Annotated in this window: 16 protein-coding genes; 10 read left to right on the forward strand and 6 right to left on the reverse strand. The window is 66.0% G+C overall.

The window, feature by feature from the left end; translation table 11 throughout:
• Positions 1-226 precede the first annotated feature (226 nt).
• Both D0901_RS11990 and D0901_RS11995 read right to left on the reverse strand, forming a co-directional pair.
• Positions 227-2,167: an exoribonuclease II gene (locus D0901_RS11990; RefSeq protein WP_129140538.1), complete on the reverse strand. Its 1,941-nt coding sequence runs from the start codon at positions 2,165-2,167 to the stop codon at positions 227-229.
• Between the two features lie 108 nt (positions 2,168-2,275).
• Entirely contained in the window at positions 2,276-2,905 is a 630-nt protein-coding gene (locus tag D0901_RS11995) for an SDR family oxidoreductase (RefSeq protein ID WP_129140539.1), read from the reverse strand.
• A 377-nt stretch (positions 2,906-3,282) separates the two neighbouring features.
• On the opposite strand from D0901_RS11995, the gene D0901_RS12000 reads away from it, so the two are divergent.
• The gene (locus tag D0901_RS12000; protein ID WP_129140540.1) at positions 3,283-4,944 is read left to right on the forward strand and encodes an OFA family MFS transporter; all 1,662 of its coding nucleotides are present in this window, start codon (positions 3,283-3,285) and stop codon (positions 4,942-4,944) included.
• Between the two features lie 38 nt (positions 4,945-4,982).
• Here the strand turns inward: D0901_RS12000 and D0901_RS12005 are convergent, their stop codons facing one another.
• Positions 4,983-6,062: a substrate-binding domain-containing protein gene (locus D0901_RS12005; protein ID WP_129140541.1), complete on the reverse strand. Its 1,080-nt coding sequence runs from the start codon at positions 6,060-6,062 to the stop codon at positions 4,983-4,985.
• Between the two features lie 231 nt (positions 6,063-6,293).
• Between D0901_RS12005 and D0901_RS12010 the strand changes: the two genes are divergently transcribed.
• The 6 genes from D0901_RS12010 to D0901_RS12035 all read left to right on the forward strand — a co-directional run bounded on the left by D0901_RS12010 (position 6,294) and on the right by D0901_RS12035 (position 13,578).
• On the forward strand, positions 6,294-6,803 hold the full coding sequence (locus D0901_RS12010; RefSeq protein WP_129140542.1) for a formate dehydrogenase subunit gamma: 510 nt from the start codon (positions 6,294-6,296) through the stop codon (positions 6,801-6,803).
• Positions 6,800-8,344, forward strand: a complete 1,545-nt coding sequence (locus tag D0901_RS12015; protein WP_129140543.1) for a formate dehydrogenase beta subunit — start codon at positions 6,800-6,802, stop codon at positions 8,342-8,344. Before D0901_RS12010 ends, D0901_RS12015 begins: the two co-directional genes overlap by 4 nt.
• Before the next feature lie 16 nt (positions 8,345-8,360).
• Positions 8,361-11,249 carry a formate dehydrogenase subunit alpha gene (fdhF, locus tag D0901_RS12020; protein ID WP_129140544.1) on the forward strand — a complete coding sequence of 963 codons (2,889 nt, stop codon included), beginning with the start codon at positions 8,361-8,363 and terminating at the stop codon, positions 11,247-11,249.
• A 13-nt stretch (positions 11,250-11,262) separates the two neighbouring features.
• Complete coding sequence (locus D0901_RS12025; protein ID WP_129140545.1) at positions 11,263-11,493, forward strand: formate dehydrogenase subunit delta; 231 nt, start codon at positions 11,263-11,265, stop codon at positions 11,491-11,493.
• Between the two features lie 161 nt (positions 11,494-11,654).
• The gene (locus tag D0901_RS12030) at positions 11,655-12,467 is read left to right on the forward strand and encodes a Cof-type HAD-IIB family hydrolase (protein ID WP_129140546.1); all 813 of its coding nucleotides are present in this window, start codon (positions 11,655-11,657) and stop codon (positions 12,465-12,467) included.
• 37 nt (positions 12,468-12,504) lie between these two features.
• On the forward strand, positions 12,505-13,578 hold the full coding sequence (locus tag D0901_RS12035) for an AI-2E family transporter (protein ID WP_129140547.1): 1,074 nt from the start codon (positions 12,505-12,507) through the stop codon (positions 13,576-13,578).
• A gap of 6 nt (positions 13,579-13,584) precedes the next feature.
• Here the strand turns inward: D0901_RS12035 and D0901_RS12040 are convergent, their stop codons facing one another.
• The 3 genes from D0901_RS12040 to D0901_RS12050 form a co-directional block, all read right to left on the reverse strand.
• A complete protein-coding gene (locus D0901_RS12040) occupies positions 13,585-14,025 on the reverse strand; it encodes a universal stress protein (RefSeq protein ID WP_129140548.1) in 441 nt (146 codons plus the stop codon).
• A gap of 85 nt (positions 14,026-14,110) precedes the next feature.
• The gene (locus tag D0901_RS12045) at positions 14,111-15,157 is read right to left on the reverse strand and encodes a TIGR01620 family protein (RefSeq protein WP_129140549.1); all 1,047 of its coding nucleotides are present in this window, start codon (positions 15,155-15,157) and stop codon (positions 14,111-14,113) included.
• Positions 15,154-16,560 (reverse strand): YcjX family GTP-binding protein, encoded by a 1,407-nt coding sequence (locus D0901_RS12050; protein WP_129140550.1) that lies wholly within the window; start codon positions 16,558-16,560, stop codon positions 15,154-15,156. The genes D0901_RS12045 and D0901_RS12050 overlap by 4 nt, the downstream gene beginning before the upstream one ends.
• 568 nt (positions 16,561-17,128) lie before the next feature.
• On the opposite strand from D0901_RS12050, the gene D0901_RS12055 reads away from it, so the two are divergent.
• The 3 genes from D0901_RS12055 to D0901_RS12060 all read left to right on the forward strand — a co-directional run.
• On the forward strand, positions 17,129-17,773 hold the full coding sequence (locus D0901_RS12055) for an imm11 family protein (RefSeq protein WP_129140551.1): 645 nt from the start codon (positions 17,129-17,131) through the stop codon (positions 17,771-17,773).
• A 28-nt stretch (positions 17,774-17,801) separates the two neighbouring features.
• Positions 17,802-17,975, forward strand: coding sequence for a hypothetical protein (locus tag D0901_RS20915; protein WP_162500871.1), 174 nt, complete (start codon positions 17,802-17,804; stop codon positions 17,973-17,975).
• A 153-nt stretch (positions 17,976-18,128) separates the two neighbouring features.
• Positions 18,129-18,372: transposase (locus D0901_RS12060; protein WP_162500872.1), on the forward strand; the 244-nt coding region annotated here is incomplete at its 3' end.

An 18,372-nucleotide genomic window follows, 5' to 3' on the forward strand; every position in this document is an offset into this window, starting at 1 on the left:
GTCCTGTCTGTTCATGGAGCACGAGGCGAGGGATGGTAGCCAGTTGGCGCGGTGCTGGAAAGGGGTTGAGGCAATTTTGGTAAATTAAATATCGTTTTTATGCATATTAGGTTTGGAAGGAGATCGCTGCCTGGCGATCCTTGATGCCATCATGATGGCACCATTTCGGAACGAAAACGGCGAGCTCAGTGGGCTCGCCGTTGTCGTTCTGCAGAGTGTCTGATCGTCAGGCAGCGGGTCGGGCGACCAGCGAGCGGGTATCCTCGCGGGCCTCGGTGAGCACCACCTGGATGTGGTCGCCGAGCTTGAAGCGCTCCTCACCCTCGACCTTGATGCGGCCTTCCTTGTCGTCGATCACCAGCTTGTCACGATCGCTGTGGATCAGCGGCCCGGGCACGAAGGCGCTGGCACCGTTGGCGGTCAGCCGCACGCGCATCCCGCCGCGATTGATGGCGATGATCTCGGCGTCGAAGGTCTGCTGGTCGCGGGCGGCGGGCGTCAGGTAGCGCACGTAGAGCCAGTCCTTGACGTCGCGCTCGGCCATGCGGTTGAGGCGGCGGCGCTCGGTGAGCTGCTCGGTGAGCGCGGTACTCGCCTCGGCGGGCGCCTGCTCGCCCTTGAGCACCCGCTTGATCAGCCGGTGGTTGACCATGTCGCCATACTTGCGGATCGGCGAGGTCCAGGTGGCGTAGGCGGGCAGCCCCAGGCCGAAGTGCGGACCCGGCTGCGCCGACATGCTGGTGAACCCCTGGAAGCGACGCAGGCGGGCGTCCAGCCAGGCGTCGTCGCGGCTCTCCAGGGCGCGCTTGAGCTCGCGGTAGCGGGGCAGTTCGGTGAGCGCCTCGCGCTCGACCTCGATCTCCTGGCCGGCGAGGAACTCCAGCGCCGCGTCGGCCTTCTCCGGCTCGAAGGCGCGGTGCACGTTGAAGATGCCGTGGCCGATGCGGCTGGCCAGCAGGTCGGCGCAGCAGGCGTTGGCCGCGATCATCGACTCCTCGATCATGCGGTTGGCGATGCGCCGGTCCTCGATGCGCACGTCGAGCACATTGCCGGCGGCATCGAGATCGAAGACGTAGTCCGGGCGGTCCTTGAACACCAGTGCGTGTTCGGCCCGCCAGGCCGCGCGCGCCTCGGTGAGCTTGGCCAGTGCCTCGAGCTGCGGCGCCACGCTGGCGTCGGGCGTCCACTCGCCCTGGCCCTCGAGCCAGTCGGAGACATTGTCGTAGACCAGCCGCGCATGGGAGCGCACGGTGGCGGCGAAGAAGCGATACTCGCCGAGGCTGCCGTCGGCCTCGACGTCCAGGCTGCAGGCCAGCGAGGGGCGGTCCTCGCCCTCCTTGAGCGAGCACAGGTCGTCGGCCAGCACCTCGGGCAGCATGGTCACGTTCTGCCCGGGCAGGTAGACGGTGAAGGCCCGCGTCCGGGCTTCCAGGTCGGCGGCATGGCCTTCGGCGACATAGCCGGTCGGATCGGCGATGGCCACCGTCAGCCGCCAGCCGCCCTCGGCACGCGGTTCGACGTGCAGGGCGTCGTCCATGTCGCGGGTCTTGTCGCTGTCGATGGTGAAGAAGGGCAGCGCGGTGAGATCCTCGCGCTCGAGCCCCTCGTCGGCCAGTTCCCAGTCGTCGCCGGCTTCCGGCGAGGCCTGTTCCAGGGCGTGACGGGCGAGCGTCACCCGCCAGGGCACGGCCGGATCGTCGCGCTTGGCGATCAGCTCGTCGATCTGACCGAAGAAGCCGCGATCGTCGGGCTTGAGCGGGTGGCGCACCAGCCGTGCCACCACCCAGTCGCCGTCGGCGATGCTCTCCTCGTCGAGGCTGCGCTTGATGCGCGATTTCACCACGTTGTTGATCGACGGGTGATCCGGAATCACGGCCAGCCGCCCTTCGCGCTTCTGCACGCGGGCGATGAAGCGCTCCAGCGACTGCTCGATCAGGCGCTCGGGCTCGACCGACTTCTTGTCGCCGTCCTCCTTGAGGACCGCTTCGACGCGGTCGCCGTGGAGCACCTGCTTCATGGCGGGCGGCGGCACGAAATAGGAGTCCCCGTCATCGGTCTCGAGGAAACCGAAGCCACGCTCGGTGGCCTTGATCACGCCCTCGACGCGCGGGGTGTTGTCACGAATCTGTTGCTTGAGCTGCGAGAGCAGCGCGTTGTTTTGCAGCATGGGGGAGTCGGTACGATTGGCGGGGAACGAAGGGCCACTATACGGATTCGGGCCGCCGCCGCCAATCGCCGTGGGCGATCCGGCGGGCGGCGGTGGATGGGGCGCTCGTCAGGCCAGGGCGTCGCCGATGCGCCGCTCACCGTCGAGCAGCACGAACTCACGGCGAGTCAGCGCTCGCTCCTGCGCCAGGTGCAGCAGGGCATGGGCGACGTTGGCGCGGGAGATGCGATTGTCGCCGGCCTCCTCCGGCGAGGTCGCCAGCCGCAGGGTCGCCGCCTCGTCGGTCAGCCGACCGGGCTTGGCAATCACGTAGGGTACCCGGGAGGCGCGCAGGTGGTCGTCGGCGGCGTGCTTGGCGGCCAGGTAAGGGCGCAGTTTCTCCGGGCCGTCGAGGGGCGTCTCGGCGCGGATCGCGCTGACCATCAAGAACCGCGACAGGCCCAGCTCGGCGGCCAGGTCGATGGCGCGTATCGCGCCGTTCAGATCGATCATCAGGGTCTTGTCGGGCCCGGTGTGCGGCCCGGAGCCGGCGGCGAAGACGACCTGATCGCAGCCGTAGAAGGCGTGGCGCAGCGAGCCCTCCAGGTCGGCGATCACCGTCTCGATGCCGCGCTCGCGAAACCAGGTCTGCTGATCGCTGTCGCGGATCATCGCCTTCACGGGCAGCCCGGCGGTTCGCGCCAGTTCGCAGAACTGCCGGCCGATCTTGCCGTTGGCGCCGATCACCAGTGTCTTCATGTCACGCTCCTGTCGTCCGGTAGTCAGTCGGCGTTTCCGTCACGCCGCCATGGTCTCCGTAATGCGGTTGGCCGCCGGGAGAATCAAGGTGCGGGTGTCGAAAGCCGGGCTACCGATGGCACGTCGTGAGTGCAGTATCGCTATATAAGCACTCTGGATCATAAGACCTTCCGCTAGTTGCACCAATCTGGCGGTTTCACTGCAATCGGGACGGGTGAGGCGAGAACGTCGCCGCCTTACCTATGAATTTTTATTCTTATAAAAGCAGCGGGGCGGACCATGGCTGTCCGTCCAGGCCAGTCGGACGAGGCGGCGATGGCTCGGCACCGGCAAGGCGTGATGACAACGACAATGAACAAATAACCAGAGGGCGACCTATGGATGGTATTTCGAAAGGCGATGCGCGGGCATCCGCCGGAAACGGTAGTGCCGGTTTCCTGGCCCGTGAGCGCACGATAGCGGGGCCCAACTTCAACCGCTGGCTGGTGCCCACGGCGGCCCTGGCGATTCACCTGTGCATTGGCATGGCCTACGGTTTCTCGGTGTTCTGGCTGCCGATGACCAACATCATCCCCAACGCCGATGCGGCGATGTGCTCGAATCTCGGCTTCTTCCAGGCATTGACCACCACGAGTTGCAACTGGACGGTGCCGCAGGTCACTCACATCTTCGAGACCTTCATCGCCATGCTCGGCATTTCCGCCGCGCTGTGGGGCGGCTGGCTCGAGCATGCCGGGCCGCGCAAGGCAGGCTGCATCGCCGCGCTGTGCTGGGGCGGTGGCTTGATCGTCGGTGGTATCGGCGTGATGGTGCATCAGCTCTGGCTGGTCTACCTGGGCTGCGGGATCCTTGGCGGCATCGGCCAGGGGCTGGGCTACATCACCCCGGTGTCGACCCTGATCAAGTGGTTTCCGGATCGTCGCGGCATGGCCACCGGCTTCGCCATCATGGGGTACGGTGGCGGTGCCATGGTCGGCGCCCCGCTGGCCGTGTGGCTGATGGGGCATTTCAGCGGCTCCGGTGGCACCGGCGTGGCGATGACGCTGATGGTGATGGGCGCCATCTATATCGTCGTGATGGCCTCGGGCGCCATCGGCTTTCGCGTGCCGCCCAACGGCTGGCATCCGGCGGGCTGGACGCCACCCCGGGACAAGCCGGGCAACGCCATGATCACCCATCGTCACGTGCACCTGGACCGGGCCTGGAAAACGCCGCAGTTCTGGTTGATCTGGGGCGTGCTGTTCCTGAACGTGACCGCCGGCATCGCGGTGATCTCGATGGCCAGTCCGATGCTCCAGGACGTCTTCGGCGGCGCGCTGGTGGGCATCGAGGACACGGCATCCGGCCTGACTACGGCGCAGAAAGCCTCGGTCGCGGCGGCCGCCGCCGGTCTGGTGGGACTGATCAGCCTGTTCAACAGTCTGGGCCGGCTATTCTGGGCCTCGCTGTCGGACAAGATCGGTCGCAAGAACACCTACCACACCTTCTTCATCCTCGGGATGATCGTCTACTGCCTGTTGCCCACCTGGGGGCATCTGGGCATGGCGGGGCTGTTCGTCATCTCCATCTGCATCATCCTGAGCATGTACGGCGGCGGTTTCGCCACGGTCCCGGCCTATCTGGCGGACATCTTCGGCACGCAGATGGTCGGCGCGATACACGGTCGCCTGCTGACCGCCTGGTCCGCCGCCGGGATCGTCGGGCCGCTGGTGATCGCCGCGCTGCGCGAGGCCCAGCTCAACGCCGGCCTCGAAGCCAGTCAGGTCTACGATCGCACGCTGTACATCATGGCCGGACTGCTGTTCCTGGGGCTGATCTGCAACCTGCTGGTCAGGCCGGTGAAGGAAGAGCATCACATGTCCGACGACGAGGTCGAGCGGGAGCGCTCGCTGCAGCACGACGACAACGTCTCGGTCAGCGCGGAAACCGCGGCGCGGGGCCGCTTCGGTGTCGGTGGCGTGCTGGCCTGGCTGGGCGTGGGCGTGCCCTTCCTGATCGGCCTGTACATTGCGCTGGCCAAGGCGGCGGCGCTGTTCTGAGAGGGTGGCCCGCCGGGTGCCGATCCGGCGCCGGCGGGTCAATGGCGGTCGCTTTCCAGCAACTGCGCGAAGGTGCAGATCTCCCCGCAGCGATCCGGCGCATAGCCGACCAGTTTGTCGATCTCGGTCAGGAAGGGCGCCGACGTCATCAGCGATAGCAACTGTTGCATGTTGTCCTGCTTCAGCCGGTCTTCGGGGCAGATCAACAGGTAGTGCTCGCTGGAGAGGTGGATGAAGTCGAGGCCGAACTGGGCCGCGGCGGCCTCCACGCCGAAGCCGACATCGGCCATGCCGGCGGCGACGTAGGCCGCCACGGCGGTATGGGTGAACTCTTCGTGTTCGGCGCCGTTGATCTGGCCTTCGGTGATGCCCTGCTCGGCCAGCAGCATGTTGAAGAGAATACGGGTTCCGGAGTGTTCGTCGCGGTTGATGAAGCGGATGTCCGGACGCGTGAGATCGGCCAGCCCGGTCACCGTGTCGCGGCTGTCTCGGCGGATGATCAGTCCCTGCTCGCGGGTGACGAAGCGAATGACCCGCAGGTTCTTCAGGTCGAGCTGCTCGCGATAGGCGCGCATGACGCGCTCCGCCAGGCGCGGGCAGGCCGGGAAATGAAAACTGGCCAGGTCGCAGTCGCCGCGGCCGAGGGCGTTCAGCGCCTCCGTCGGATTGCAGTACTGCAGGTCCAGTTCCACCCGGTCGGCGAAGCGGGGCAGCAGAGCGACGGCATAGCCGTGACTGGCGTGCAGCCGCAGGACCGGGTGCGCGCCGGCCAGCAGCTGCTGGAGCTGGTTGTTCAATTCCGACGCCATGCTGTCCATTTGCGGCCCCAGGCGTGCTTTCACGCGCTGCTCGGACCAGAGTAACGTTTCACCGAGCGTCGACAGACGGGTACCGCGCCCCTTGTGCATGTCCACCAGCGGCAAGCCGAAGAAGTCGTTGCCGCGGTTGAGGAGGTTCCAGGCATGACGGTAGGAAACGCCGGCCTGACGGGCCGCCAGCGTCAGCTTGCCCCCGTCGCGGATGCCCTCGAGCAGGCGAAAGAGCACGGGGTCGAACAGCTCGCCGTCCTCGCTCTTGAACAACCAGGCCGGCGAGATCTGCAGCTTTTTTCTATGCACGGTTTTGCCTATTTGTGAGTGAAATACGGCGTGCTATTTTCCACGAAAATGGCCTTCCTTCTGCTGCCAAGGGCTGGCAAGTTAGTTCATAGGTTGGCCAGCGACAAGACCCGTGACCAGCGTTGCCGGTTTTCGGCTCGCGACATGCCCGACGCGTCGTGCCCGCGAGCCGCTGATGACCAGACGACAACAACCTGATGTCGAACGACAATAACTGATGAGAGCCCAGCCATGACGCCCTCCGACACCCGCCAGCCGCAGGCGTGGACTCGGGAATCGATCCAGCGCGAAGTCGATGCGCTGAAGGACGAGCCCGGGGCCATGCTGCCGATACTTCATGCCATCCAGAACCGCTTCGGCCACGTGCCGGATGCCGCGGTGCCGATCATCGCCGACGCCCTGCGGCAGACCCGTGCCGAAGTGCATGGGGTGATCAGTTTCTACCATCACTTTCGCCGCCACCCGGCGGGCAGTCACGTGATCCATGTCTGCCGTGCCGAGGCCTGCCAGGCGGTCGGCGCGCGCCAACTGGAAGCCCACGTCAAGGCGCGCCTCGGCGTCGATTATCACCAGACCACCCGCGACAACGAGTTCACCCTCGAGCCGGTGTATTGCCTGGGCAATTGCGCCTGCGGGCCGTCGATTCGCGTGGATGACACCATCCATGGCCGGGTGAGCGCGGCGAAATTCGATACCCTGGTGGACGACCTCACCACGACGGTCGTGGAGGTGAAAGGATGACGGTGACCGTTTACGTACCCGGCGATACCACCGCCCTGGCCATGGGCGCCGACGTCGTCGCCGAGACGATCGAGCGTACGGCGCGCCATCAGGGCGCGGCGGTGACGGTGATCCGCAACGGCTCCCGCGGGCTGTTCTGGCTGGAGCCGCTGGTCGAGGTGGCGACCGCCGCGGGGCGGGTGGCCTACGGGCCGGTCGAGCCGGGCGAGATCGCGGGGCTGATCGAGGCCGGGCTGTTCGAGGGGCGTCAGGATCATCCGCTGGCCCTGGGGCCGACCGAGGAGATCCCCTACCTGAAGAACCAGCAGCGCCTGACCTTCTCGCGCATCGGCGTGACCGATCCGCTGTCCATCGACGACTACCGGGCCCATCATGGCTTTGCCGGGCTGGAGCGGGCGCTGACTCTGGACGCCCAGGCCATCGTCGACGAGGTCAAAACCTCCGGCCTGCGCGGGCGCGGCGGGGCGGCGTTTCCCACCGGCATCAAGTGGCAGACCGTCCACGATGAACCGCCGGGCCAGAAATACATCGTCTGCAACGCGGACGAGGGCGACTCCGGCACCTTCGCCGACCGGCTGGTGATGGAGTGCGACCCCTACATGCTGATCGAGGGCATGACCATCGCCGGCCTGGCCGTGGGCGCTACCCAGGGCTACGTCTACCTGCGTTCGGAATACCCGGTCGCCCATCGGATCTTCAACGACGCGCTCGGGCGCGCCTACGCGGCGGGCTATCTGGGCGACGACATCCGTGGCAGCGGCAAGCGTTTCGACCTGGAAGTACGCCTGGGCGCCGGTGCCTACATCTGCGGCGAGGAGACCTCGCTGCTCGAGAGTCTCGAGGGCAAGCGCGGCATGGTGCGTGCCAAGCCGCCGCTGCCCGCCATCAAGGGGCTGTTCGGACGGCCCACGGTGGTCAACAACGTGCTCTCGCTGGCCGCGGTGCCGTTCATCCTCGAACGTGGCGCCCAGGCCTACGCCGACTACGGCATGGGCAAGTCGCGGGGCACCGTGGCGATGCAGCTGGCGGGCAACGTCAAGCGCGGCGGGCTGGTGGAGCTGGCGTTCGGCTCCACCCTGCGCGAGCTGATGGAGGGCTTCGGCGGCGGCACCCTGAGCGGACGGCCGCTCAAGGCCGTCCAGGTGGGGGGGCCGCTGGGCGCCTATCTGCCCGAGAGCCAGTGGGACAATCCCATCGATTACGAAGGCTTCGCCGCCTTCGGCGGCGTGGTCGGTCACGGCGGCGTGGTGATGTTCGACGACAGCGTCGACATGGGCGAGCAGGCGCGCTTCGCCATGGAATTCTGCAGCGTCGAGTCCTGCGGCAAGTGCACGCCCTGTCGGATCGGCGCGGTGCGCGGCGTGGAAGTGATCGATCGCATCCGGACGGGTACCGACAGCGACGCCAATCTCGAACTCCTGTCCGATCTCTGCGAAACCATGGTGGACGGGTCGCTGTGCGCCATGGGCGGAATGACGCCCTTCCCGGTGCAGAGCGTCATGCAGCATTTCCCCGACGACCTGCAACCCCGGCAAGTCTGACCGGAGGAGGCCAACAATGATCAATTACTTCGACCCGAGCCAGCATCGCATCGACCCTGACCGGGACTATGGAACCCCTCCCCGGCTCTCGGAAAAAGCCGTGGTCCTGACCATCGACGGCATCGAGATCAGCGTACCGGAAGGCACCTCGGTGCTGCGCGCCGCCGCCCTGGCGGGTATCACCATTCCCAAGCTGTGCGCCAGCGACAACCTGGAGGCGTTCGGTTCCTGCCGGCTGTGCGCGGTGCAGATCGAGGGTCGACGCGGCTACCCGGCCTCGTGTACCACCCCGGTTGCCGAGGGCATGGACGTCACCACCCAGAACGGCAAGCTGGCCAGGCTGCGCCGCAACGTGATGGAGCTGTACATCTCCGATCACCCGCTGGACTGCCTGACCTGCCCGGCCAACGGCGACTGCGAGCTGCAGGACATGGCCGGCGCCGTCGGCCTGCGCGAGGTGCGTTACGGCTTCGAGGGCGAGAATCACCTGGATGCGGAAATCGACGCCTCCAATCCCTATTTCAGCTTCGATCCCAGCAAGTGCATCGTCTGCTCCCGCTGCGTGCGTGCCTGCGAGGAGGTCCAGGGCACCTTCGCCCTGACCATCGACGGCCGCGGCTTCGACTCCAAGATCGCCGCCGGCCAGAACGAGCCGTTCATGGACTCCGAGTGCGTGTCCTGCGGGGCCTGCGTGCAGGCCTGCCCGACCTCGACGCTGATGGAGAAGAGCGTCATCGACCAGGGGGTGCCGGAGCACAGCGTGGTCACCACCTGCGCCTACTGCGGCGTGGGCTGCTCCTTCGAGGCGCAGATGAAGGGCGATCAACTGGTGCGCATGGTGCCCTACAAGGGTGGCGACGCCAATCACGGCCACTCCTGCGTGAAGGGCCGCTTCGCCTTCGGCTACGCCACCCACCAGGATCGCATCACCGAACCGATGATCCGCGATTCCATCGACCAGCCATGGCGTCCGGTGTCCTGGGACGAGGCCATCGGCTTCGCCGCCCGGCGCCTGAAGGAGACGCAGGCGCGGTATGGCCGGGAGAGCATCGGCGGCATCACCTCCTCGCGCTGTACCAACGAGGAAACCTATCTGGTGCAGAAGCTGGTCCGCGCCGGTTTCGGCAACAACAACACCGACACCTGTGCGCGGGTGTGTCACTCGCCCACCGGCTACGGGCTCAAGACCACCCTCGGCGAATCCGCCGGCACCCAGACCTTCGATTCGGTGATGAAGGCGGACACCATCCTGGTGATCGGCGCCAACCCCACCGACGCCCACCCGGTGTTCGGCTCGCAGATGCGCCGCCGGCTGCGTGAGGGCGCCACCCTGATCGTCGCCGATCCGCGGCGCATCGATCTGCTGAAGACGCCCCACGGCGGCCGCATGCTGCACCTGCCCCTGAAACCCGGCACCAACGTGGCGCTGATCAATTCGCTGGCCCACGTGGTGGTCACCGAGGGGCTGGAGGACAAGGCCTTCATCGAGACGCGCTGCGAGACCGAGGCCTATCGGATCTGGCGCGACTTCATCAGCGAGGCGCGCAATTCGCCGGAGGCCCTCGAGGCGGAAACCGGCGTGCCGGCCGCGCAGATTCGCGAGGCCGCGCGGTCCTACGCCAGCGTCGGCAACGGTGCCATCTACTACGGTCTGGGCGTCACCGAGCACAGCCAGGGTTCCACCATGGTCATGGGCATCGCCAACCTGGCCATGGCCACCGGCAATCTGGGGCGCGAGGGCGTCGGCGTGAACCCGTTGCGCGGCCAGAACAACGTCCAGGGCTCCTGCGACATGGGGTCCTTCCCCCACGAACTGCCGGGGTACCAGCACGTCGCCGACCTCGACGTGCGCCAGCGCTTCGAGAGCGTGTGGCAGACCACGCTGGACGACGAACCGGGTCTGCGCATCCCCAACATGTTCGACGCCGCCATCGCCGGCACCTTCAAGGCGCTCTACGTGCAGGGCGAGGACATCGCCCAGTCGGACCCCAACACCCAGCACGTGCAGGCGGCGCTGACCAGCCTGGACTGCCTGATCGTGCAGGACATCTTCCTCAACGAGACCGCCAAGTACGCCCACGTGCTGCTGCCCGGCTCCACCTTCCTGGAGAAGAACGGCACCTTCACCAACGCCGAGCGGCGCATCAACCGCGTACGCAAGGTGATGGCACCGGTGGCCGGCAAGGAGGACTGGGAAGTGACCCAGGACCTGGCCAACGCCCTGGGCTACCCGATGAACTATTCGCACCCGTCCGAGATCATGGACGAGATCGCCCTGCTCACGCCGACCTTCACCGGCGTCAGCTATGCCAAGCTGGAGGAACAGGGCAGCATCCAGTGGCCGTGCAACGCCGAGCACCCGGACGGCACGCCGACCATGCACGAGCTGGACTTCCCCATCGGCAAGGGCCACTTCGCGGTCACCGAGTACGTGCCCACCGAGGAGCGCAGCAATCGTCGCTTCCCGCTGCTGCTGACCACCGGGCGTATCCTCAGCCAGTACAACGTGGGTGCCCAGACGCGGCGCACCGACAACAGCCAGTGGCACGAGGAGGACGTGCTGGAGATCCACCCCAGCGACGCCGAGGTGCGGGGCATCGCGGAGGGTGACTGGCTGGGCGTGTCCAGCCGCGTGGGCCACACGGTACTGCGCTGCCGCATCAGCGATCGCATGCAGCCCGGCGTGGTCTACACCACCTTCCACCACCCGGGCAGTGGCGCCAACGTGATCACCACGGACAGTTCCGACTGGGCCACCAACTGTCCCGAGTACAAGGTCACCGCGGTGCAGGTGGAGAAGGTGTCGCAGCCGTCGGAGTGGCAGAAACGGTTCCACCATTTCGACCGGCGCCAGCGCGGCTACCTGGAGCAGGGCGCCGAGGAACCGGCGCCCGCCGGGCAATGAGGGAGGCACGCTCATGAGCGATCAGCAACTGAGTCAGTTGGTGAAGATGGTCAACCAGATCGCCGCCAACCAGCACGGTGACCCATCGACGGCGGCGCAGCGCGTGACGTCGCACCTCCAGAAGTTCTGGGCGCGCAGCATGAAGGCGCAGATCATCGACTACCTGGACAGCGACGGCTCGCAACTGTCGCCGGTGGCGCGCGAGGCGGTGGCGGATCTCAAGCGCCTGCGGCAGGCGAGCTGAATGCGCCGCCGGTGTCGTTCCGGCGCCGGCGGTGCTTGCGAATGCCAAGACGGGCCCCGGTCGAGGGCCCGTCCGGGGATACTCGGTGGTAACCCCGCCGGCCGTTACCGGGCACTCGTTTTGCGGTAGCCTGAAGAGCCAGTCACTCATCAGGACGCCGCATGGACCCGCATCTGATCGTCACCGATCTCGACAACACCCTGCTCGATGCCGAGCACGACCTCGACGACCTGACCATCGAGACGCTCCGCGCCCTGTCCGCGCGCGGCCATCACCTGGCGCTGGCCTCGGGGCGGCATTTCCTCGACATTGCCGCCTTCCGTCGCCGGCTCGGCGTTCCCGCCTATATCCTCAGCACCAACGGCGCCCATCTCCACGCGCCGGACGATACCCTGATCGCCGAGCAGTGGGTGCCCGCCGAACTGGTACGCGAACTGGTCGCGCTGCCGCGTGAGGCCGATATCCGCCTCAACTTCTATACCAACGAGGAGTGGTTGATCGATGCTCCGGCGCCCGAACTGCTGGCGCTGCACGCGCATACCGGTTTCGGTTACCGGGTCGCCGACCTGGCGGCCCATGACGGTCGCGGGGTGGGCAAGGTGCTGTGCATCGGCGACCCAGAGGCACTCGCGGCACTCGAGGCGAGCATCCCCGCTGGTCTCGGCGAGCGCCTGCACCTGACCTACTCGATGGCCGACTCGCTGGAAATCATGGCCCAGGGGGTCAACAAGGGGGCCGCCCTGGAACGGCTGCTGGCTCACCTCGACCTGCCCGCCGAACGTTGCCTGGCCTTCGGCGACAACCTCAACGATGCCGAGATGCTGGCCGTTGCCGGGCACGGCTTCATCATGGACAACGCCAATCCCGCGCTCTTCGCACGGGTGCCGCGGGCGACGCGCATCGACCATCATCACCCTCACGGTGTCGCGCGTCGGCTGCAGCGCTTCTTTGCGCTGGAGGCATCCCTGAGCTAGCGTTCCCGGCTGTCATGCGACGACAAGGAGTGTCGATGTGAGCGATGACGACGAAGCGCGTGTCGCGGTCTTTGCCCGGCGTATCTGGACCGTGGCCGGCATTGCCGTGACGGTGCTGCTGGTTTCCGCCCTGGTGTGGTTCGGCTATCCGATTCTGCTGCTGGTCTATGCCGGACTGTTGCTGGCCCTGGCGCTGTCGGTGCCGGCCGGCTGGCTGGAGCAGCATACCTTCCTCGACCGCCGCGGGGCGCTGGTCACGGTGATGGTCTCGCTGTCTCTGCTGCTGGCCGCCTTCGTGCTCAAGTTCTCGATGAGCCTGACGCGGGAGATCAGCCAACTGGTCCAGGTCCTGCCGCAGTCGATGAGCGGTCTGGAACACTGGCTGCGGCAGAGCTGGCTGGGCGACTACGCGGTGACCCGGATCGAGCGCGAGACCTCGTTGGCCGGGATCTTCCGCCACTGGTCGCCGCAGGTCACGACCCTGTTCTCGACCACCCTGGGCAGCCTGCTCAATGTCGCGGTGGTGGTCTTCATCGGCCTGTTCGTCGCCTTCGAACCGCGCCGCTACCGCCAGGGGCTGATGCACCTGGTGAGGCCCGCCTGGCGGGCGCGAACCGGCGCGCTGCTGGACGATGCCGCGCATCGCCTGACCTGGTGGTTGCTGGGGCGGCTGGCCTCGATGAGCGTGGTGGGCGGGCTGTCGGGGCTCGGCCTGTGGCTGCTCGATGTGCCGATGGCCTTCACCCTGGGGCTGCTGGCGGGACTGCTGTCGTTCATTCCCTATCTCGGCCCGGTGCTCTCGGCGGTGCCGGCGTCACTGGTGGCCTTCTCGCAGAGCCCGATGGCGATGCTGCACGTCGCTCTGCTCTATCTGGTCATCCAGTTCCTGGAAAGCTATCTGATCACCCCGCTGATCCAGCGCGAGGCGGTGAGCATTCCGCCGGCGTTGCTGCTGGTCGTCCAGCTGTGGCTGGGTCTGTTCGCCGGGATGATCGGCCTGCTGATGGCCGAGCCGCTGGTGGTGGTGGGCATGGTGGTCGTCGAGCGGCTCTACGTGGAGGGCTGGGTCGAGCGTCGGTCGGCAGCGAGTCCGACCGACGACGGCGCCTGATGGCGATCAGTGCACGGTGATGACGTGGCAGGGCGCGGCGTGGGACACCTTGTGCGACACGCTGCCGACCATCAGGCCACGGATGTCACTGAGCCCACGGCTGCCCATGACGATGGTATCGACGCCGAGCGACTTGGCGCGCTCCAGGATCACCCGCGCCGGATCGCCCTGATGCACCGAGCCCTCGACATCGGTGGCGCCATGCTCGGCGGCGGCCTGCTTGGCGGCCTCGAGCATCTCGTGACCCGCCCGCTCGACCTCCTCTTCGGGGGCCTCCAGGTTCACCGCGCCGACGCCCCACACCAGCACGTTGTCGTGGGCGAGGCGCTCCGGGATGTGCAGGATATGCAGTTTCGACTGATCGTTGGCGGCCAGCTTGCAGGCGACCTCGAGGGCGAGCTTCGCCTGTTCGGAACCGTCGACGGGGACCATGATCGTCTTGAACATACCGTTCTCCTTGGGCCTTGATTGTTGGTAAAGGGGCCTGGTGCCTTCAGCGTAGCGCCACCCCGGCGCCGTGTCGTGACTCGGATCAAGTCTGTCGGCTTTCGTCCCTGCGGGGGGCATCGGCCTTCTCGAGCCGACGCAGGCGCCGCCAGAGTTCGCCGCGCAGATCGGCGACGCGCGGCGCCTCGCCCTCGAGAAAGGGCAGCGGGCGTGTCAGGCGCAGGGCGCGCAGGCCCAGGCGTGCCGACAGCAGGCCCACGCCGAGTCCCTGGCCGGCACGGGTCGAGAGCTTGCCGGCGAGGTTCATCGAGAACAGCTCCATGCTCGCCTCGCTGGCGATCTCGCTGGCGCCGGCGAAGGCCAGGTTGGCGAGTACCTGACGAAACAGCCTGAGCCGGCTGGCGTAGCCCAGCTCCAGGCCGTAGAGCGCGGCGATGCGCTCGAGCATCGCCAGGTTGCGCCAGGCGACCAGCATCATGTCGACCAGGGTCAGCGGGCTGACGGCGACCATGACCGCGGTATCCCCGGCCATCCGCGAGATCAGCCGGCGTGCCTCGCGGTCGCGCGGCGTCAGCAGATGGTGGGCGAGCAGGTCGCGGGTCTCGGCGCCATCGTGATGCGCCTGCTGGGCGGCGAGAAAGGCCTGCCAGTGCGGATCGTCGCGATCGAGCCGCATCTGCTCGCGCAGCGCCTCGGCGAGGCGCCGGGCCTCGCCGGCATCGGTTCCGGCCAGGGCGTCGAGGCGCTGGCGCAGGTCGGTGTGGCGACGCAGCCGGCGCAGTCGCCACAGCTCGCGCAGCAGGGCCGAGCCGCCCAGGCCCAGCGCCAGCAGGGCCAGCGCGCTCCAGGCGCCGCTCATGAGGTCGCCGCCCAGGGTGGCGTGGTACAGCGTCTGACCGGCCTCCACGGCGCCCAGGGCGAGACTGCCGCCGAGCAGCGTGAGCAGCCCCCAGCGCCGCTTGCGGGGGCGGGTCAGGCCGGCGTCGAGTGCCGCCGTGGTGTCGGGATCCTCGCCGTCGTCGCGCTGGCGACTCGTCGTGGTGACCGGATAGTGCTCGGCGGGGTGCGGATCGGGGGCGCTGGCCTGCGGCTCGTCGAGGGTGAAGCGCTGGTGGGGGCGCGGATCGTTCATGTCAGCTTGTCTCCGATCAGCCAGTCGAGCGCGGCGTCCATGCGGATGTGCGGCAGCCCCTCGCCGCGCGTCTCCCGCGACAGCGGTCGGAACGCCTCGAAGGTGAAGCCCTGCCGGGCCCAGAAGTCATGGTCGGGGAGCTGCGCGGGGACCTCGCCGGGAAACAGCAGCGTCTCCTCGCCGGCCAGGGTGGTGCCGCGCAGCGCCGGCGTGCGCCGCCCGTCGCGTTCGACATCGTGCACCCGGGTGGCGCGGATCGACGCCAGGGACAGCGCCTTGACCGGCACGTCGGCGAAACGCAGATCCTGGATCGGCTCGGCGAGCAGCGCCTCGAGCAGGGCGATGAGGTTGGCGTGCTGTTCGGGCGTGACGTGATCGGCCTTGGTGGCGGCGATCGCCAGGCGATCGATGCGCGGGGCGAACAGCCGCGAGAGCAGGCTGCGCTTGCCGTAGTCGAAGCTCTTCATCAGCGTGGCGAGCGCCCGGGACAGATCCTCGAAGCGCTCCGGCCCGGCGTTGAGCGCACCGAGCACGTCGACCAGCACGATCTGCCGGTCGAAGCGCCGGAAATGCTCGCGATAGAAGGGCTTGACCACATGCTGCTGATAGTGGGCGAAACGCCGCGCCAGGGTGCGGTAGACGCTCTCCTCGGGGAGCGAGGCGAGCCGCTCGCGATCGGCCTCGCCGATGCCGGGCAACGGGAAGAACTGCAGCACCGGGGCGCCGGCCAGATCGCCGGGAAGCAGGAAGCGCCCCGGCTGCAGGTCGGCGAACCCCGCCTCGCGGGCGGCGCGCAGGCCACTGGCGTAGCGCTCGGCGATGTCGGCCAGGCGGGCCTCGTCGGCGACGGCGTCGGGGGCGAGTTCGCCGACGGCGGCGAGCCAGTCCTCGGCCAGCTCGCGCCGCGCCGGGGTCAGCGCGGCCTGCTGGCGCTCACTCCAGCTCAGGAAATCGTGCTCGAGCAGCGGCAGGTCGAGCAGCCATTCCCCGGGGTAGTCGAACAGGTCGAGGGTCAGGGTGGCACTGTCGCCGACGAACGCGCCGCGCAGCCCCTGGCGCTCGGGACGGTAGCGGATCTGCAGGCGCAGCTCGCTGATGCCGCGGGTGGGCTCCGGCCAACGCGGCGGGGTGCCGTCGAGGGCGGCGATCGCCGGGTCGTAGGGAAAGCGCGGCACGCCGAGGTCGGCCTGGGCGACGCGCCGGGCACCCAGCAGGCGGCCGTCGCGGGCGCAGGGCAGCAGGTCGAGTCGCGCTTCCAGGCCGGCGTGGCGCAACTGATGGACCAGCGAAGTGAGGAAGGCCGTCTTACCGGCGCGGGACAGACCGGTGACCGCCAGGCGCAACTGGCGGTCCCGGCCACGTTCGATGAGGTTGCTGAATTCGCGAACCAGGCTCTGGCGCATGCAGTGAGGATCCGCTGGAAATGTCAGCCTCTAATCTGCGGGTGATCGGCGGCGCTGACAAGTCGTTGCCACGTCAGCGCCTGTTGCCCTTGTGTCTCAAACATATCGATGGCGCTATTTGCAAGTTTCCTGGCCCGACAATGATCGAGAAGCCATCAAGTTTGGACAGGATGCGTCAATCCTTGTGAAGACATAAAAATGTATTAGCGGCGGAATATTGCGCTATTTATAGAATTGGATGGATGTGCGAGATCTCCTACGTTTTTTTGAGATTTGGATTACGTAAAAATCATGTCGCACTTGATATTAGTAAATTATTATAATGATTTTCTTGGGGGGAGGTGATCTTGGTGTGTCTGCCATGAGGTTTCTTTCTCTATATAGTGCCGTTGCACGCCATGTGGTAGCTATGCCGGCGTCACGATGATGAAAGAGAATTTATTGTTGTTGTTTTTTAGAGAATTGGTGGGTTTAAATGGTGGCAGTTTTTTAAGGATTTCGTGATTAAAATATAGTGATTGTTCCGCTGTCGCGCGGGATGACCCTTATGCCAATCAAGGAGAATATCATGACGTATTACACGGTCGATGCCACGGTCTGGGCAACCAATGCCCTGACGGATACGACGCTATTATATGGATTTACCGGAGATAATTATGAGAAAGACCCCCAAAAGGCAGTCGAATCCATGCGGCGATCTGATCGAGGGGTTGCATCAGGTGATGATAGCTGGCCCAGGGAGATGTACTTCGTTAGTCCCTACAAAAAGTTATCAAAGCTCCCGGCTATTTTCAGCGCTGGTGGTGTATGGGTCGTGTCCCAGCGGTTCGCCGAGGTGCTACGGCGTTTCGAGCTGGGGAAAACCACACTTCATCCGGTGAGACTCTTCCAACACGACCGTACCACGCCGTTCGATGGGGAGTATTTTTGTTTGGCGTTCGGCGAAACCAAGGATACCTTCGTACCGGAGGAGTCACCTAGAATCAGGAAGGTCCCTTTTAGGAAAACAGATATCTGGGAGCCAAAACATACGGATAATGACTATGGCTTGGCGTTTGAAAAAACTGTTCTGCAAGGTGTTGACTTGTGGATGGATAAAAAAATGGAAGATGTATTTTTTCTCAGCGATCGCCTCTATCAAGCCCTGAACGCCGAGAAACTGGCCAAGCCGTTGGCTCCGTATCGCTGCCGCGTCGTTTCCAACCGGCACTGATCTCCACTCCCGACAAGGAACCCATGGTATGGCCAGGGACACGTTTCATCTATTTCAGATTCATCACATTCTGCCGAATGAGCTTTTCAAGAATAACAATATTTCAGAAGGGTTGAAAACCCTGTTCGGTGATTATTACCTCGCCCTTCGCGACAGCGAAGCGAACAAGATCGCGCTCTACCGTCATGCCCATCAGGCGTAAATGGTTCGGGAATCCCTGAGAAAGGGGAGGGTTTTATGGGCTATTCAATAGCGAGCCGACCAGGGGTGGTTTCAGGGAGAGCCGGATGATCAGTGCCATTAGTGCGCCTTTCAAAACCTTGAAAGCGGCTCTAGCCATTCCTAGATTTTGGGCATGGCTAAGAAGATCGTATCCGATGAACTCTGGTCTATCGTCGAGCCGCTACTGCCTCCGCCTCAGCCCAAGCCGCGTGGCGGCCGACCTCCCGTTTCCAATCGTGCAGCCCTGACAGGCATCCTGTTCGTCCTGCGCTCGGGTATCCCTTGGGAGATGTTGCCTCAAGAGATGGGCTGCGGTTCCGGCGTGACCTGTTGGCGGCGCCTGCGCGACTGGCAGGAAGCGGGTGTCTGGGAACGCT

It is taken from the genome of Modicisalibacter coralii (assembly GCF_004117855.1).
Taxonomy (GTDB): Bacteria; Pseudomonadota; Gammaproteobacteria; order Pseudomonadales; family Halomonadaceae; genus Modicisalibacter; species Modicisalibacter coralii.

Bases quoted from the DNA above. Each gene is read 5' to 3' on its own strand.
- D0901_RS12030 (WP_129140546.1), top strand. From the start codon at position 11,655: ATGGACCCGCATCTGATCGTCACCGATCTCGACAACACCCTGCTCGAT.
- fdhF (WP_129140544.1), top strand. From the start codon at position 8,361: ATGATCAATTACTTCGACCCGAGCCAGCATCGCATCGACCCTGACCGG.
- D0901_RS11995 (WP_129140539.1), bottom strand. From the start codon at position 2,905: ATGAAGACACTGGTGATCGGCGCCAACGGCAAGATCGGCCGGCAGTTC.
- D0901_RS12050 (WP_129140550.1), bottom strand. From the start codon at position 16,560: ATGCGCCAGAGCCTGGTTCGCGAATTCAGCAACCTCATCGAACGTGGC.
- D0901_RS12055 (WP_129140551.1), top strand. From the start codon at position 17,129: ATGACGTATTACACGGTCGATGCCACGGTCTGGGCAACCAATGCCCTG.
- D0901_RS12040 (WP_129140548.1), bottom strand. From the start codon at position 14,025: ATGTTCAAGACGATCATGGTCCCCGTCGACGGTTCCGAACAGGCGAAG.
- D0901_RS11990 (WP_129140538.1), bottom strand. From the start codon at position 2,167: ATGCTGCAAAACAACGCGCTGCTCTCGCAGCTCAAGCAACAGATTCGT.
- D0901_RS12015 (WP_129140543.1), top strand. From the start codon at position 6,800: ATGACGGTGACCGTTTACGTACCCGGCGATACCACCGCCCTGGCCATG.
- D0901_RS20915 (WP_162500871.1), top strand. From the start codon at position 17,802: ATGGCCAGGGACACGTTTCATCTATTTCAGATTCATCACATTCTGCCG.
- D0901_RS12000 (WP_129140540.1), top strand. From the start codon at position 3,283: ATGGATGGTATTTCGAAAGGCGATGCGCGGGCATCCGCCGGAAACGGT.
- D0901_RS12045 (WP_129140549.1), bottom strand. From the start codon at position 15,157: ATGAACGATCCGCGCCCCCACCAGCGCTTCACCCTCGACGAGCCGCAG.
- D0901_RS12025 (WP_129140545.1), top strand. From the start codon at position 11,263: ATGAGCGATCAGCAACTGAGTCAGTTGGTGAAGATGGTCAACCAGATC.
- D0901_RS12010 (WP_129140542.1), top strand. From the start codon at position 6,294: ATGACGCCCTCCGACACCCGCCAGCCGCAGGCGTGGACTCGGGAATCG.